The following is a 14,759-nucleotide window of genomic DNA, read 5'->3' as shown; positions in this document are numbered from 1 at the left end:
TTGATGGCTTTAAGAACAGAATATTATCTAAGATAATGGCAATGACTGTTATACAATGCATTAATAAACTAAACAATAGAAATATTAACAACTTAAAAACTCGTATTGCTTAAATGCACCACGGGTTGACTATATTATTAAAGTATAAGTGTTTAGATTTATAATAAAACTTTGTTTTTTGGGTTGGTAAATCCTATGAAAGATGAGATTGATCATCTATTTCCTTTTATGTTTTTGGCTACCGCATATATATTTAGGATTAAAGAGCAGTATATCTCCTCTTAATAGGCTTGTAGGGGATATCGGGAGTTGGCATTCGTTTTCTATCCATACCGTAGAGATCGCTAGGTCTGAATATTTGTATTTTTCGAATTCTTGATCACTTGCTTTCCCGTTCCAGATCTCTATTTCTCCACCTGCCTCTGGGACCTGTAGGTATATATTAAAGCTTAGTTGGTCTATAATAGGAAAGCTGTATATATCTCAGGAGTATCTCTTAAGAAAACATCTTGGTGAGGTTCAGCAGCGGATCCTTCTTCAAAAATTCTGGGCAATCCAGCCTATTTTTTTTCCAATGAAGCTTGCTATCTTTCTTTGTTATTTATAGATTCAAAATAAGCCATACTTATTCTACCTATTTGGGGAGCATTTCATAATAGCCAATCTTCATATTTTTCATTATTCTTTCGGATAATGTTGTTGCGCTTGATTTGCTATAAGGAGATTTTATTCTCAGTCATTGAGCTTCTCCAAAGATAAGATCTAGCATGTTTTTCTCTGAAATAACTTCAGTTTCAATAATATTTTTCATATAATAAGAATGTTTGGTTTATGATTAATATTGAAGGCAATATCAATAAAGCCAACGATATAATAGTATCAATACAGATTTTTTTCTTTTGATACAGATGGATGTTTTTTTTATGCGATAGTAATATGGATAAAAATAAAAACCAAAAAAAAGATAAGCTCCACATTAAGATGAGTAAGACTAGATTACGCTGGAGATTGTTTTTGGAAGCATAGATAGAGAATATACTTGAGAAGTAAATAATAGCCTTGGGATTGGTGATCACACCGCCCCAAAAAGAAATCTTTATTTTGGATTGCTCTCCTAGTTTTTCTTTTCTCGACTTATATATTTGGATAGCTAGATACAATAGATAGGCGCCTCCTAATATAGATAAGACGGGGATAAACCATGCAAATTTTTGTATCATTAAACTTAGACCTAAGAGTGAAACTAATGACCAAAATACGATTCCGGTGGTAATACCCAATACTACCTTTAGTTGTTCTTTCTTAGTACTGTTTAGCACTGTGGCAGCCACGTAGAGGAAATCTGGTCCAGGGGATATAAGAGCCAGTAGATGTAAAATCAGAATATTAAATAGCATTTCTTATTTGTTTTGATTCATTATAAAATTCTTTTTCTCAGGATGATGAAGCCCAAAATCAAACGAGCTGAGCCTTACAAAAAAGTCGACAAATGTAAAAAAAAGTGGAAAAACTTGTGTAAGAGTGAAAGAAAATGAGTGGGTAATTGAATAAAAATATACATCTAGTCTTACTGGATTAGAGGTATAGCCATTTCATCAATGATTATAAAAATAAAGAGCGTTAAAAGAATTAGTTGCTAATGGTTTTCGTCGTTGTTCAATTGGCGAGCAATGCTAAATTAATCCCTATAATCCTTTAATATACCCACAACTTCGAAAGGAAATAAGAGCGTGTTTTTCCGGTATATTTATTAAAACACCAAAATATTATTAAAACCAAAACTTTGGCAGTATTCTGATATGGTCTTGTCTTGTGTCATCATGAGACAGGTTTTACGGATTTGGCAATGCTTCACAAACTCGGTAAAAGTAATTTGAGTTGCTTTCTTAAAAAAATACAAAAGGCGGGAAGGGAGAGATGGGCTTAGCTGTGTCATAGTTTATCTATGAATATGAGGGTATTCATATAGGTAAATATATTTTCCAATTTCGTTTTTTTGGAATAAATGCATAGGGTATAATTTTTTTAAAGCTCTCTTATTCTTAAATTATTCTGTCTTTGCCATTCTCCTGAATTTAGTAGGAATCCTTATTTTGTAAGTGCAATGGCAGTTCGGAATATCCAAATCATTAAAGGTGTTAAGGACTTGCCAATCGCTATTTGTTGGTTTATATTAGCTTCATTCCTACCGAAAGTAGGAATGAATTGTCGGGACTTATTGTGTTTTTTCAGCAGTGGGAGGTAGTTTAGGTTGGGTGATCACGGCTTTGTATTTTAAGAAATGAGCGCACAAAAAAAGCTTTCTAGTTTTACTGATTACTTCTGCAATATTAATACAGACATTAAAAATAGAGGTCTTATAAGATTGTGTAATCCCTCCTCTTTACATTTACCCAACGACTAGCTAAATGGAGTGTTTTTTCATATTCAGAGTCTGGAGCAAGAGAGTCTTTTGCTTATAGGGTCCGTTTATTCCAAAAGACTAGCATCTTTTAATATTGATGCTAGTGGCTATTCAGAGTAAGTCTTTAAAAGTTCTCGATAGCTGAGTAATATAGAAGATTTAGAAATAAAGCCTAAGAACATATTATCATTATCCACCACGGGTAAATTCCAAGTTTCAGTGTTATCAAACATCTGTAGAATATCCAAAGGCTGGTCAGATAGACGAATAATTCCGGGAGGAGCTTTCATAATATTTTTCATGATAATCTCCTCATTATGATCGCTAAACAGATAGGGTCTAATATCATCCAAAGTGAGAATGCCTTTTAAGGTTTTATGATCATTGATAACAGCAAAGATATTTTTTCTCCCATTTTTAACAAGTTCAAACAATTCCTTGAGCGATGCGTTTTCAGAAATTACTTCGGACTGTAAATCCAAAAAGTGGGCAGTTTTTAATCGGAATAATAAATTTTTATCATGTTTATGAGTGAAAATTTTTCCTTGCTCTGCTAAAATTTTTAGTTCTGGAGATATAGGAGAAAACCATTTTGCAATCAGGTAAGAAATGACCGAAACAATCATAAGAGGGATAAAGAGGTCGTACCCGAAGCTGGACTCTGCAATCAGAAATATTGCGGTTAGTGGCGCATATAAAACACCACTCATCGCGCCGGCCATTCCTACCAATACTAAGTTGGTAACAGGTGCTTGTTCAAAACCAATTTGCTGACATAGAAGGGCAAAAAGATATCCAAGGCTTCCTCCAGCGAAAAGGGAGGGGGCAAAATTTCCCCCATTTCCACCGCTAAAGATGGTGAAAGGAGTGGCAAAAGCCTTTAAGAGCAGAATCAAAATTAAAAATAAAACAATGCTCCACTGCCCAATATCAAAATATCTGAAAAAACTATTCTCAATAATAGAGTGTACATTACCATTGGTAAAAGATTTTATGGTATCGTAACCTTCTCCAAACAAAGGGGGAAATAGGACGCACAGTAATGAGAGAACGGCCCCTCCCAACATCGCTTTGCGCAATAGGGACATGTTCAGTCCTTTTATAAAATGTTCGACCTTTTGTGACATCACTACAAAATAGCGGGCATATAAACCCGTTATAATTCCTAAAATAAAATAATAAGGTAGATTTTTATAATTAAAATCCTCTCTGGTATAAAAACGAAATAAAATATCTTCTTGAAGTAATATACGGGATAAAAGGCTTCCACATACTGCAGCGACTACCAGAGGTATGAAATCTGTAAAAACGACACCTGTAAGTAAGATTTCAAAAGCAAACATAATTCCCGCTATGGGTGCATTAAAGGCGGAAGCAATGCCGGCTGTTGCCCCAGCGGCTAATAACAGCGTTAGCTCTTTATAGCTTAATTGATAGGTCTGAGCGTAATTAGAACCTATAGCGGCACCCGTTACCGCTATAGGGCTTTCCAGACCTGCCGATCCACCTAGACCTACGGTAATAGCGCTTTGTATAATTTGAGAATACATCTTTACCGAAGAAACTATGCTCGAATTTTGAGCAATTTCGTAAAGAATAGAGCCTATTCCCTTTCTATCCTGACCCTTAAAAAGCGTTAGTACCACCATGGTGGTGAGCACGATCCCTAAAAAAGGAAAGACTACGTAGAAGAGGATCTGGTATTCAAAGTGGACCTTATTAGTAATAAAAAAATGAATGCTATGGACTAAAGTTTTGAGCAGTACACCCGCAAGGCCTGCCGTACAACCGACAAGAATACCTGATAGTATAAGAAATTGAGATCTGCTAAGTCTATTTTTTAACCAATGTAGTATCAGTTCGTAACTGCGTGCCTTTTCTAAACCATACTTTTGGAAATCCCGCTTGAATTTTAAAAAAGTTATATACTTCTTCTTACCATTTATCTTCATTGATACCTAATTATAGAAAAAAACAACTAAGTCTAGCTTATTCATCTCACAAAAGTACTCAATTTAAATAGATTGAGCTTTTAAAGCTTTTGCCCATACTAGGACACTTTCGAAGCAATTTTATTTTTTTTTGTAACTTACCTCATTGATTGAAGAGGATAAAATATTATTTATTTAATGTTTTATGTAATATGGTCGTTATAAAACGATAAATACTAAAAATTAATAGGGTATTATTAATTTATTATATCCTTAATAACTTTAAAGAAAATATTATGAAAATAGGTCTAGTTGGATTTGGTAAAGCAGGAAAAGCAGTGGCGAATGTTATATTACAAGACACCCGCTTTTCCTTAGAATGGGTATTAAGAGGTAGAAAGGTAATGGAAAAAGGTTCGGTAAAAGACTTCTTAGGACTGGACGTTCCCGATAAAGGTATGATTTATTCTCAGCAAAATACAGATATCACAACATTACTTCAAGAAGCTCCTGTAGATATTATCATCGATTTTTCCACTAAAAAAAGTATCTATCAATATGGAAAGCCTGCTGCAGAAAGGGGAATTAAAATTATCTCTGCGATATCTCATTACCATAATGATGAGATTAAACTATTAAAAGATTTATCAAAAAGTACTACCGTCTTTTGGTCGCCCAATATAACCCTAGGGGTTAATTATTTATTATTTGTGGCAACCCTCCTAAAGAGTATCGCTCCAGAAGTAGATATTGAAGTGATAGAAGAACATTTTAAAGCAAAATCAGGGGTATCTGGAACGGCAATTAAAATAGCAAAAGCACTGGATCTCAAGACTGAGAATATTAACTCCGTAAGGGCTGGCGGAATTGTAGGTAAACATGAAGTTATTTTTGGTTTCCCTTATCAAACTGTCCGTTTGGTTCATGAGTCCATTTCGAGAGAAGCTTTCGGTAGTGGAGCCTTGTTTGCAGCCAGTCATCTTAAAAACAAACAAAAGGGTTTTTATAATTTTGAGGATATCCTACGTCCTTATTTTCTTAGAGAAGCAGAGGGAGTATTGTCTTAATTTGGAATATTAGAAGGTAAATAAGCAGCAATATATCTATATTTTGATATGATATGCATCATTTTTTATTTTTTTTTAACAAAATGATGATCCTATTTTAAAAGGCTGAGTTAACAAATCAGAAACATTAACATAACATTTAGTTAATATAAAAATATTTACCCTTGTTTAATTATCATGATCACAGGTGTTTAGCCGAGTGCTGCTGTTGAGGCTGAAAGGCTGCAAATTTACTCTTTTTTTTAGATTAGCCTTCAATAAAATGCATTTTTTAAGATTGATCTTCAATTTTATATTTGTAGTATAAATCGTATACATGAGTGTTACTTCTATACAAGATACCATACGGTCTACAGGCGGTTTCAAATCGAGAGCTTTATCTACAGTAAAGAAAAAGCAGGTTCAGATTCTCCATCACGAAACTCAAAAAAGAACAAGAGAAACTAACTATTTTCCTAAACCGGACACCTCTATGTTGGGGATTCAAAAACCTTTACAGGGGGGAGTAATAAAGACCCAAGTCTTTCTTCCCCCTTTTCGCTTCCCCTCAGAAACTAAACCCCAGGATTTAGACAGAGGACAACAGTTCGTTTTTGAAAACATCTCTAAAAATAGGAGTAGCTTTAAAAATACATTTACCCAGAAATATAACAATAGTATAAGCATAACCTGCTGCTTTGTAAAGCAAAAAATACACAGAAAGGCGGTACAAAACAAGAAAGATTCATTTCACCCATCTTCACCTTTCCATAATGATTATAGTTTAGAGAACACTAACATTATCACCATAATAAACAGGCTATTGGGTCGCTTTGATTATAGGGTTCGAAAGTTAAGAGGACATACTTCTGATGGGTTTTATTCGTTTTATTTAAATCATAATTTTTTAAAGTAAATTAAATCTTAATATATGAAAAATCATCCATATGCAGTCTGTTTTGGAGAAACTTTATGGGATATCTTCCCAGATGATGCTCGAGCTGGGGGTGCACCTTTTAATGTAGCGTATCATATTTCACGAATGGGATGTGATGCGAAAATGCTCAGTAAAGTAGGGCATGACGAGTTGGGTAAAAAATTAATCGATCAGATCAGAGAATGGGGCATTACGACTGAATACATTCAAATAGATAAAGAAAAACCCACCAGTACTGTAGTGGCTAATTTTGATGAAAACAACGAAGCCCATTATGAAATTATTAAAGATGTAGCGTGGGATTATATTGAAATTATGGATCAACACCAAGAGCTAATAGCCGGTGCCGAAGCATTCGTATTTGGAAGCTTATGTGCGCGTAATCTAAAAACCAGAGAAACGCTCTTCCATTTACTGAAGCATGCAAAGTTTAGAGTGTTCGACGTTAATTTTAGACCCCCTTTTATCGATTTAGAAACCATTAAAGCACTTTTACACCAAACAGATCTTGTAAAAATGAATAAATCGGAATTGCGTAAAATTCTCGAATTTTTTGATCAAACTTATACTACAGAAGAAGCTGGGGTCAGCTTTATTCAGCAATATTTTGGGATTCATGAGGTAATTCTTACTAAGGGAAGTAAGGGAGCCAAGTATTTCATAGGAGATCAAAAATATGATTTTTCGGCAGTGCCTGTTGAAATTGGGGATACTGTAGGCAGTGGAGATGCCTTTCTAGCAGGTTTTCTCTCTAAACGTCTGATAGGAGAAAAACCGGAAACCATTATGAGACAGGCGGTAGCCTTGGGAGCTTTCGTTACCTCTCAATTTGGTGCCTGTCCAGATTATCACTATGAGCAATTCAGAACCTTTCGCGATTCGAGATCGTGTGTGTCCTTATAACTTGTTAAATATTTACTATGAATACCCCAAAATTTACAGATAAGAAATATTATATTGTTTTAACCTTTGTAACCTCTTTGTTTTTCTTTTGGGCAATAGCCCTTACGATGGGAGATGTACTGAATAAACATTTTCAGAATGTGCTTCATATTTCTAAATCGCAATCTGGATTGGTGCAGTTATCTATCTTTGGAGCTTATGCCTTAATGGGGATTCCCGCAGGAATTTTTATGAAAAAGTACGGTTATAAATTGGGTGTAATACTCGGTTTATCATTTTTTTCCTTAGGATCTTTCCTTTTCATTCCTGCTGCCAACAATTCTTCTTTCACCTTCTTTAGAATAGCTTTGTTTGTTTTAGCACTCGGTATGGCTACGCTGGAGACCGTAGCACATCCTTTTGTCGCAGCCCTCGGAGATGAGAGAACCAGTGATCAGCGGGTTAATTTTGCGCAATCATTTAATGGATTAGGAGCCATTATTGGACCATTGTTGGGGGGCTTTTTTATTTTTGGAAATACATCGAGTATGGAAGAAGGAGCCTTAGCTGGCGTGAAGAACCTTTATATGTGGATTGGGTGTATAGTGCTTATTATCGCCCTTATTTTTTTCTGGGTAAAAGTCCCCGATTTAAAAGATCCACATGCAGGAGAAAATTCAGATATTGAGGCAAATGCTGAAACCGATATTAACCCTCATGCTCCTTTATGGAGACAAAGACACTTTGTTGCGGCTGTGATCGCCCAATTTTTTAATATCGCAGCGCAAGGAGGCACCTGGGCTTATTTTATTAATTATGGTGTTGAAAAAATGCACCTGCATGAAAGCCAGGCCTCCTATTACTTTTCCCTAAGTATGGCGATGATGATGATAGGGCGCTTTCTGGGTACCTTCTTAATGCGATATATTGCTCCCAATAAGTTATTGGTGAGTTTTACTTTGTGTAATGTGATATTATGCTTAATCATTTCACAAAGCCTGGGCTGGGTTTCTTTTATGAGTCTGATGATGTTAAATTTATTTCTAAGCGTCATGTATCCGACTATTTTTAGTTTAGGGTTGAAAAAGCTGGGCTCAAAAACTCAACAGGCTTCTTCGTTTTTGGTCATGGCGATGTTTGGGGGTGCTGTATTCCCTCCGATTATGGGTAAAATTGCAGAGATCGATATAGCAAAGGCTTATCTTATACCTATACTTTGCTATATGGTGATTTTAGCCTTCGGTATAAAATATTATAGACCTAAAACCATATAAATCGAATTACATGAAATCTAAAATTACTTTTTTTTGGCTTCTAATATTTTTTATCAGTAGTCAGCATGTAAAAGCGCAAATGATTACCAATAAAAAAGTCTCTCTTGGTAGCACCGGGAGGATGGGAGCCGCTTATTCCCCTAATAGTGATGGTAATACCGGAAAACAACTTAATTTGAATAACCAAGGCTCACTCGGTGGAAGATTAGATCAAAACGATTACGTAGAATTTTTACCCGCCATACAATTTACACCTGTGATCGGAAAAGACACTACCCAAGTTTATATGCAGGCGAGATTGAGCTTTGCTTCCGGGGGAACTTTTCTGGGAAATGTAGATACTAAATCCACCAATGGTATGGTGGTGGCCCTTCCGGAAGCTTTTATAGAAGCGAGAAATATTATGGGAAGCAATTGGGATGTGTGGGCAGGATCCAGATTTTTGCGCTCCGACGATGTACATGTAGCAGATCTATTTTATTTTGATGACCATTCCTCTACCGGTTGGGGAGCACGTTATAAAAATACCCAATTTTCCATGTTCTTTCCTGCAGCCATAGATACCGCAGCCAGCAATTCTACCCCCTATTCCTATACCAATATCATCAGCGGTATGAAGAGTTTAGTCTACAGGCAGCGTGAAGTTTTTATCCTGGAGCAGCTTATCCCGTTTAAAAATCAGCATACACTTAAGCTACTCGCCGAATTTCATAATGTAGATAAATCAGGCAGGCATGCAGTAGAGAAATATCCTTCCGACTGGGGCTGGGTATTGGGTGCGAAACTCAGTACCAAATTAAAAACCAACTTGCCAGGATCTTTTAATCAGTTTGCTGTGCGTTATGGTGCACGGATTGCCAATGGGGGAGAAAGCGGTAATTCTCAGACTTGGAGAACTTTTGGAGCGCCCCATCAAGAAGATTACACGTATAAAGGAGCCTATTCTTTTAGCTTAGTGGAGCACCTTTTATGGAATGTATCAAAGAGGTGGTCGCTGAATCCGTATGCTATTTTCACGCTCAGTAAAGGGGGCGCCGATAGTAACAATAAGGCACGGGATTATTATAAAAGAGAGATTTTTAATAAAAAATCAGAATTTAATACCGGTCTGAGGGCTACTTATTATTTTAATGACTGGTTCCATATCCTAGCAGAGGTACACTATGCGATGAGAAAAGATGGCAACCAGGATGCCGCTTCTATGGTAAAGCTAGCGGTGGCACCTACGATTGTACCTACTGCTGAGCGTAGTGTGTGGGCAAGGCCTCATATCCGTTTAATAGCGGAAGTAGCGCGATACAATGATCAGGCTATGCACACACTCTATTCTCCTTTCTTGATGCAAGCCGGAGAAAAGAGATATGGAGTATATTTAGGCGTCAGATCCGAATGGTGGCTCTTCTAATCCATGATGCTTTAGCACAGGACTTGTAAATACAATCCTGTGCAGAGCTTGATAAAAAATTGGATAACCCGAGGGCGAAATTTTTATTTTACCTTGGAAATATATCAATAAAACTCTTTAAAAATTAGACTAAAAAAACGAATGAAAGTAAAATTTGGTGCCTCGTTACTCTCTTGGATTACACCTATATGGACTCCGGAGGCTGGCAGATATGCTATAGAAAAAACGGCAAAAGCTGGCTTTGATTTGATTGAAATCTTGCTGCCACCCAGCATGGATTTTGATTCTGCAACTGTTAAGCAGCAGCTTGCAAAATATCATATAGATGCTGTATGTTCCTTAAATTTACCTCAATCTGCACATATTCCATTTTATCCCAAGCAGGCCCTAACCTTAATCAAGCAGGCTATTGATAAAACTTCAGACTTGGGGATTAATTTTCTGGGAGGTGTTCTCCATGGGGGGTTGGGGGTATTTTCGGGTCATATACTCACAGAGTCTGAAAAGGCCATCATAGTAGAAGTATGGGGCGAAGTTGCTGATTATGCCGAATCAAGAGGTGTTAACATAGGAATTGAGCCAGTGAATAGATACGAATCTTATGTTTGCAATACGGCCCAAAATGTTTTGGATCTTATAGAAAGAACAACTAAAGAGAATTTATTCCTTCATCTCGATACTTTCCATATGAATATAGAGGAAAATGATTTTTACCATCCTGTAATTCTTGCTGGAAAAAGACTCAAGCATGTCCATATGACTGATTCTCATAGAGGAATGCTGGGAGAGGGAACGGTCAACTGGGATCAGTTTTTTACCGCTCTTAAAGAGATTGATTTTGAAGGGCATTTGGTGTTGGAGAATTTTTCTTCATCTATCCCTGGAATGCAAAAGATGGTATCCTTGTGGCAGGACTCACCATATCAGGCTGAAGAGCTTGCGATAGGGAGTCTTCATTTTATGCGGAAATATGTAGAGCGATACGGCTCCTGAGTTGTTTGATATGCTCGTTATAGAATATAATATACTAATGATAAGTAGGTTCTGAAGGATGAAAAAGTTGATGGCTTCGCTCTTATTTTCTACAGATTAAAAAATATATTTTGAAAACAAGTTCTGTATATCATAATATTATTTTCTTTTGTTTATGCGTATATTTAACGCTTGCTTTACAATAAATTCTATATGCTCTTTTATGTTTATGAGGGCTTCTCCCGTATTATTTCCGGTGGAAAAGAATCTGTACATATTGAAGGATTTTTTGCTAGAAATAAAAAAATCCTTCGCTGGCATTATTCTTATTTTTTCTGTGTTTAAATATAAAAATAACCCACTCTATTAGCAGTGGGTTCAATCTTGAGACTGTGATGTGTCACAAAAACAATCAATTTTCAAGTCAGTTTGCACTTCGATATATTTTGCTTCCTATTTTTTGTATAACTTTTTTATCGGATCTCACGCTTCCTGTCGATTTGTTTTTTCTTTCTGTATTATAGAATATGATATCATATATCAATACCTCTATTTGGAGGATTGGGAGAGGTAATATATCCATAAATGCAGGTTCTCAAATATTCATCTGAGGAGAGTGATGGTTTATGGGACTGTTAATTACTCAAGGAGCTGATGTTCTTTGATGGCTTATATTGCTAAATTTCAAGATTGAGTTTAATTTTAGACGTTCTTTCGCTAATTTAAATATCTATTTAGTTGTCTATAGGGAGGTAGTCTGATATTGTGTCCCAAGGAGGAAGCCTAATAAAACAAATAACAAGTAGATACTAAAAGCAGAACGCTTACTCTCTATTCCTTTAATCCGCAATGGCAAGATTATAAAGTAAGTTTTGATGGTGTTTTACAAATCTTTACGGTTGAAAAAAGATTAAATACGAATATAATTTTTAAAATTTAAAGACATAAAGACACATGTATGAAAAATTTAATTTTATTCTTTTTAGCGTTATTCACCCTTCAAGTGTCCGCTCAAAAATATACTATTGAGGGTAATAACGTGGTAGTATATAAAGTTGTAGAAGTTGTAGAAGGTACAGAAGGGGATAAAGACGAAATATATAATCGTGTTAAATCTTATTTTAGTAGGTCTTATGGAGATGCAAATTCAGTAATTCAAACAGACAATAAAACCGACGGCTTAATTATAGGTAAGGGTCTATATACTAACTTGACGTCTTTTAGTCTTGGAGCATGGACTACTAAAGCTTATTATATTATCAGAGTTGATATTAAAGACGGCAGGGCGAGAATAATAGCGAGTGCTTCTACTATAATACCTAATAGCTCTTCATATCCTGGCAGTACTTATGAATATAATATAACTCAATATTATCCTATTACTGATAAAAGGGCTTCCGGTATGCCTAAAAAAGCGCAAGAAGAAAGTTTTAATAAATTAGTAGATAAATTAAATATGTCTGTAACTTCTATTGAAGATACTATAAAAAAAGGAGGTATATTAAATTCCGAAAAACCGGAATGGTAATTAACCAACATATTAAATAATTAATCTATGAAAAATTTAATTTTATCCTTTTTAGCGTTATTTATCGCCGCTTCCTGCTCAAGAAACGAAGATAGTACAACAAGCAATAATCCATACACAGATAATCTTGGAATAATAGGGTATGGAAAGAAGTAAGACAAGATAATAGAGAAATTTTATATATGAAATTCACAAAGGAAGGAAAGTATTTACATCAAATTACTGTGAAAGATGCACGTCCTTCAAATGATAGATGGAATCTAGGTACTTATATCTACAAAAAAAATATACTCTCTGTAAAATTTATTGACTCCGACGGTGAAACTGAAATAAACGATGTAATCGAAGGTGTTATAAATAACAACCAATTAGTAGTAAAAGAAGAGGGAGGAAACAGTAAGAGGGTATTAATAAAATTTCAATAACATTACTGTTTGTAAAAATATTTTTTTTATAATGAGTCATACCCAATCGCTGACCAATCAAATAGATCTAATACTTTTTTGTTGGCGTTCCATATTACTTCCCAATCCCTGCTAATATAAATATCGGTAACGCTATTGTGTGCGTGGTTAAGAGATTCCGATACGGTAGCCTTGTCTATATTAACGGGCACAGACCTTGCGATAGTAGCCCAGGAATGACGAGCCGCGTTTATCTACGCCCTATAGCTTTAAGGCTACCATTTAGGGTAGTATTGAAAGTATCTGGATTAGTATACTTTTTATAAAATCGAAATAATTTTTTATCATCCTCGTATTTTTCAATAAGAGGTAAAATACATTGTTCTACTTTTAAATACATTTCTGCTTTATCAACTCGGCGGCAGTTGTTTTTTGACGATGATATTTTAATATACCTTCTTTATTCAGTTTATCGAAAGTGTATATATCTATCGAATTAGCACCAATTAACGCAAAAGAAAGTATAAAGCAATCTTTAGCAAGATCTCTTCGTTTTTCTCCGGTATAGGGTAAATTTATTATTTTTTGAATTTGTTCAACAGTTAAAGCTCTTTTTCTGGTTTGGTTTTGAGGGGGATCTTAAATCTTTTAAAAGGAGATTGGGGTATTCGGATAATTCCGTTGTCCCCGTCGTTAAATTCTAACTTAGCCATGTTGTGAATGGCTCTAATATATCCTATATACATAGACTGCGCGCGCTAGCCTTTATCTTTTTTTCTATTATTTTCGCGCTGGCTTGGTTCTTCTTCCAAGAATTTTTTGAAATTTTGCAGAAAGCGGATATCAATTTCGGATATATCTAAAGTACTTCTATTAAGAAAACGCTTTAACGCATTTGATGCTGTAATATAAGTTTTTCCCGTTTTCTCTTTCATCCTTCCCGCTTTTGTTGTCATATACGCTATAAAATTCAATTTAAAGAGATCACCACCTTTTAGATGGGTTTTAAGAGCTTCCGTTAATTCGTCGGCGGATAAGGCGGTGATTCTATAGCCCATTTCATTAAAAGCATTACGGCACTTGCTTATAAGATCATTGCATAAGTCAATAATTTTCTTATTTTTTATTTTCAGGCTTCCGGTTATATCTTCGTCAGTAATGAATATATTTGTAGAAATACGACGTACTATACGGTTATGGGTAATCCTTATTCTTACGTTGTAAGTTCGGTCCGCTCTTTTATTTTGTACTTCTGCTTTGAATGTGGCCATAAATCTACGCTACAGCCGTATTAATTAGGATTATCTTACTGGGATTGAATCGTGGTCTTTTGATATGAGGTCAGACTTTCAGAAAAGATGGAGTTTGTACATAGACCCGAATAAGATCTATAGACCATGCCCATATAATATGTCCGAAAAGTTCCGAAAAATGTTCTTGCCAGGGTTGGCGTCCAGGGGAGGGGACAATACCCAATAAAGGCATAATGACTATGTGGAATCCAACATACACGAGTATACCATATAATGCACCATTATAAAGACTAATATATTTATAACGCATGCCTATCCAATAATAAAGCCAGGCGCATACAAAACTAAACCCAAAATGAATAATGAAACTAAAAATAGGGCGATCATTTTCATTGTATAGATAGGTATAGTGCGACCATTCTTTAGACATCCCCAACTGCTCTAGTAGCTTTTGCGGGGGATTGGTAGCATCTCTTTCGGGGGTTCTGGGAGGGAAGGGGATCTCCCATCCGAATTTTACAATTGCAGATAAAAATCCACCGAGAAATATAGCTTTTAATAGAGGAAAAGAAGAATTTGACACTTTCATAGTTTTCATTGTAGGCTTCCCTTTTTTAGTACGATTTAAAATTAGACAATTTTTCATATTGTACCCAATTTATTTTCTGTTAATTTATAACAGCAAGTTTCTGTTTTTCCTTTTCTCTGTATTTCACAGGAGAC

Annotated in this window: 13 protein-coding genes and 1 pseudogene; 9 read left to right on the top strand and 5 right to left on the bottom strand. The window is 35.4% G+C overall.

All coding sequences use genetic code 11. The features are described from left to right. Positions 1 to 113, top strand: a pseudogene (locus tag GNY06_RS15825) (IS982 family transposase); the annotation flags it as partial. Positions 114 to 794: 681 nt separating this feature from the next. Here the strand turns inward: GNY06_RS15825 and GNY06_RS13040 are convergent. After that, on the bottom strand, positions 795 to 1,397 hold the full coding sequence (locus tag GNY06_RS13040; protein WP_166520491.1) for a LysE family transporter: 603 nt from the start codon (positions 1,395 to 1,397) through the stop codon (positions 795 to 797). Positions 1,398 to 2,511: 1,114 nt separating this feature from the next. Beyond that, a complete protein-coding gene (locus GNY06_RS13035; protein ID WP_166520490.1) occupies positions 2,512 to 4,356 on the bottom strand; it encodes a chloride channel protein in 1,845 nt (614 codons plus the stop codon). 275 nt (positions 4,357 to 4,631) lie between these two features. Between GNY06_RS13035 and GNY06_RS13030 the strand changes: the two genes are divergently transcribed. The 8 genes from GNY06_RS13030 to GNY06_RS12995 all read left to right on the top strand — a co-directional run bounded on the left by GNY06_RS13030 (position 4,632) and on the right by GNY06_RS12995 (position 12,804). After that, the gene (locus GNY06_RS13030) at positions 4,632 to 5,402 is read left to right on the top strand and encodes a 4-hydroxy-tetrahydrodipicolinate reductase (RefSeq protein WP_166520489.1); all 771 of its coding nucleotides are present in this window, start codon (positions 4,632 to 4,634) and stop codon (positions 5,400 to 5,402) included. Positions 5,403 to 5,718: 316 nt separating this feature from the next. Continuing rightward, complete coding sequence (locus tag GNY06_RS13025; RefSeq protein WP_166520488.1) at positions 5,719 to 6,297, top strand: hypothetical protein; 579 nt, start codon at positions 5,719 to 5,721, stop codon at positions 6,295 to 6,297. Positions 6,298 to 6,312: 15 nt separating this feature from the next. Continuing rightward, positions 6,313 to 7,221, top strand: a complete 909-nt coding sequence (locus GNY06_RS13020) for a carbohydrate kinase family protein (protein ID WP_166520487.1) — start codon at positions 6,313 to 6,315, stop codon at positions 7,219 to 7,221. A gap of 17 nt (positions 7,222 to 7,238) precedes the next feature. Then, positions 7,239 to 8,474: an L-fucose:H+ symporter permease gene (gene fucP, locus GNY06_RS13015; protein WP_166520486.1), complete on the top strand. Its 1,236-nt coding sequence runs from the start codon at positions 7,239 to 7,241 to the stop codon at positions 8,472 to 8,474. 10 nt (positions 8,475 to 8,484) lie between these two features. Continuing rightward, positions 8,485 to 9,879, top strand: a complete 1,395-nt coding sequence (locus GNY06_RS13010) for a carbohydrate porin (protein WP_166520485.1) — start codon at positions 8,485 to 8,487, stop codon at positions 9,877 to 9,879. A gap of 141 nt (positions 9,880 to 10,020) precedes the next feature. After that, positions 10,021 to 10,872: a sugar phosphate isomerase/epimerase family protein gene (locus tag GNY06_RS13005; RefSeq protein ID WP_166520484.1), complete on the top strand. Its 852-nt coding sequence runs from the start codon at positions 10,021 to 10,023 to the stop codon at positions 10,870 to 10,872. Between the two features lie 937 nt (positions 10,873 to 11,809). Then, entirely contained in the window at positions 11,810 to 12,379 is a 570-nt protein-coding gene (locus GNY06_RS13000) for a DUF4468 domain-containing protein (protein ID WP_166520483.1), read from the top strand. A gap of 182 nt (positions 12,380 to 12,561) precedes the next feature. Then, positions 12,562 to 12,804: a hypothetical protein gene (locus GNY06_RS12995; protein ID WP_166520482.1), complete on the top strand. Its 243-nt coding sequence runs from the start codon at positions 12,562 to 12,564 to the stop codon at positions 12,802 to 12,804. Between the two features lie 229 nt (positions 12,805 to 13,033). On the opposite strand, the gene GNY06_RS13830 is transcribed toward GNY06_RS12995, so the two are convergent. The 3 genes from GNY06_RS13830 to GNY06_RS12985 form a co-directional block, all read right to left on the bottom strand. After that, positions 13,034 to 13,183: a hypothetical protein gene (locus GNY06_RS13830; protein ID WP_212995118.1), complete on the bottom strand. Its 150-nt coding sequence runs from the start codon at positions 13,181 to 13,183 to the stop codon at positions 13,034 to 13,036. 358 nt (positions 13,184 to 13,541) lie between these two features. Further along, positions 13,542 to 14,054 carry a phage integrase SAM-like domain-containing protein gene (locus GNY06_RS13825; protein WP_212995117.1) on the bottom strand — a complete coding sequence of 171 codons (513 nt, stop codon included), beginning with the start codon at positions 14,052 to 14,054 and terminating at the stop codon, positions 13,542 to 13,544. A 70-nt stretch (positions 14,055 to 14,124) separates the two neighbouring features. Beyond that, on the bottom strand, positions 14,125 to 14,625 hold the full coding sequence (locus GNY06_RS12985) for a YagU family protein (RefSeq protein ID WP_244614446.1): 501 nt from the start codon (positions 14,623 to 14,625) through the stop codon (positions 14,125 to 14,127). Positions 14,626 to 14,759: the final 134 nt, after the last annotated feature.

The sequence above is a fragment of the Elizabethkingia argenteiflava genome, from assembly GCF_009904105.1.
In the GTDB taxonomy this organism is placed as follows: Bacteria; Bacteroidota; Bacteroidia; order Flavobacteriales; family Weeksellaceae; genus Elizabethkingia; species Elizabethkingia argenteiflava.
This window is presented reverse-complemented; position numbering and strand designations above follow the sequence as displayed.

Coding starts and splice junctions, on each gene's coding strand:
- GNY06_RS13020 (WP_166520487.1), top strand. CDS start 6,313: ATGAAAAATCATCCATATGCAGTCTGTTTTGGAGAAACTTTATGGGAT.
- GNY06_RS13025 (WP_166520488.1), top strand. CDS start 5,719: ATGAGTGTTACTTCTATACAAGATACCATACGGTCTACAGGCGGTTTC.
- GNY06_RS13005 (WP_166520484.1), top strand. CDS start 10,021: ATGAAAGTAAAATTTGGTGCCTCGTTACTCTCTTGGATTACACCTATA.
- GNY06_RS12985 (WP_244614446.1), bottom strand. CDS start 14,625: ATGAAAGTGTCAAATTCTTCTTTTCCTCTATTAAAAGCTATATTTCTC.
- GNY06_RS13030 (WP_166520489.1), top strand. CDS start 4,632: ATGAAAATAGGTCTAGTTGGATTTGGTAAAGCAGGAAAAGCAGTGGCG.
- fucP (WP_166520486.1), top strand. CDS start 7,239: ATGAATACCCCAAAATTTACAGATAAGAAATATTATATTGTTTTAACC.
- GNY06_RS13010 (WP_166520485.1), top strand. CDS start 8,485: ATGAAATCTAAAATTACTTTTTTTTGGCTTCTAATATTTTTTATCAGT.
- GNY06_RS13830 (WP_212995118.1), bottom strand. CDS start 13,183: ATGTATTTAAAAGTAGAACAATGTATTTTACCTCTTATTGAAAAATAC.
- GNY06_RS13040 (WP_166520491.1), bottom strand. CDS start 1,397: ATGCTATTTAATATTCTGATTTTACATCTACTGGCTCTTATATCCCCT.
- GNY06_RS13825 (WP_212995117.1), bottom strand. CDS start 14,054: ATGGCCACATTCAAAGCAGAAGTACAAAATAAAAGAGCGGACCGAACT.
- GNY06_RS12995 (WP_166520482.1), top strand. CDS start 12,562: ATGAAATTCACAAAGGAAGGAAAGTATTTACATCAAATTACTGTGAAA.
- GNY06_RS13000 (WP_166520483.1), top strand. CDS start 11,810: ATGAAAAATTTAATTTTATTCTTTTTAGCGTTATTCACCCTTCAAGTG.
- GNY06_RS13035 (WP_166520490.1), bottom strand. CDS start 4,356: ATGAAGATAAATGGTAAGAAGAAGTATATAACTTTTTTAAAATTCAAG.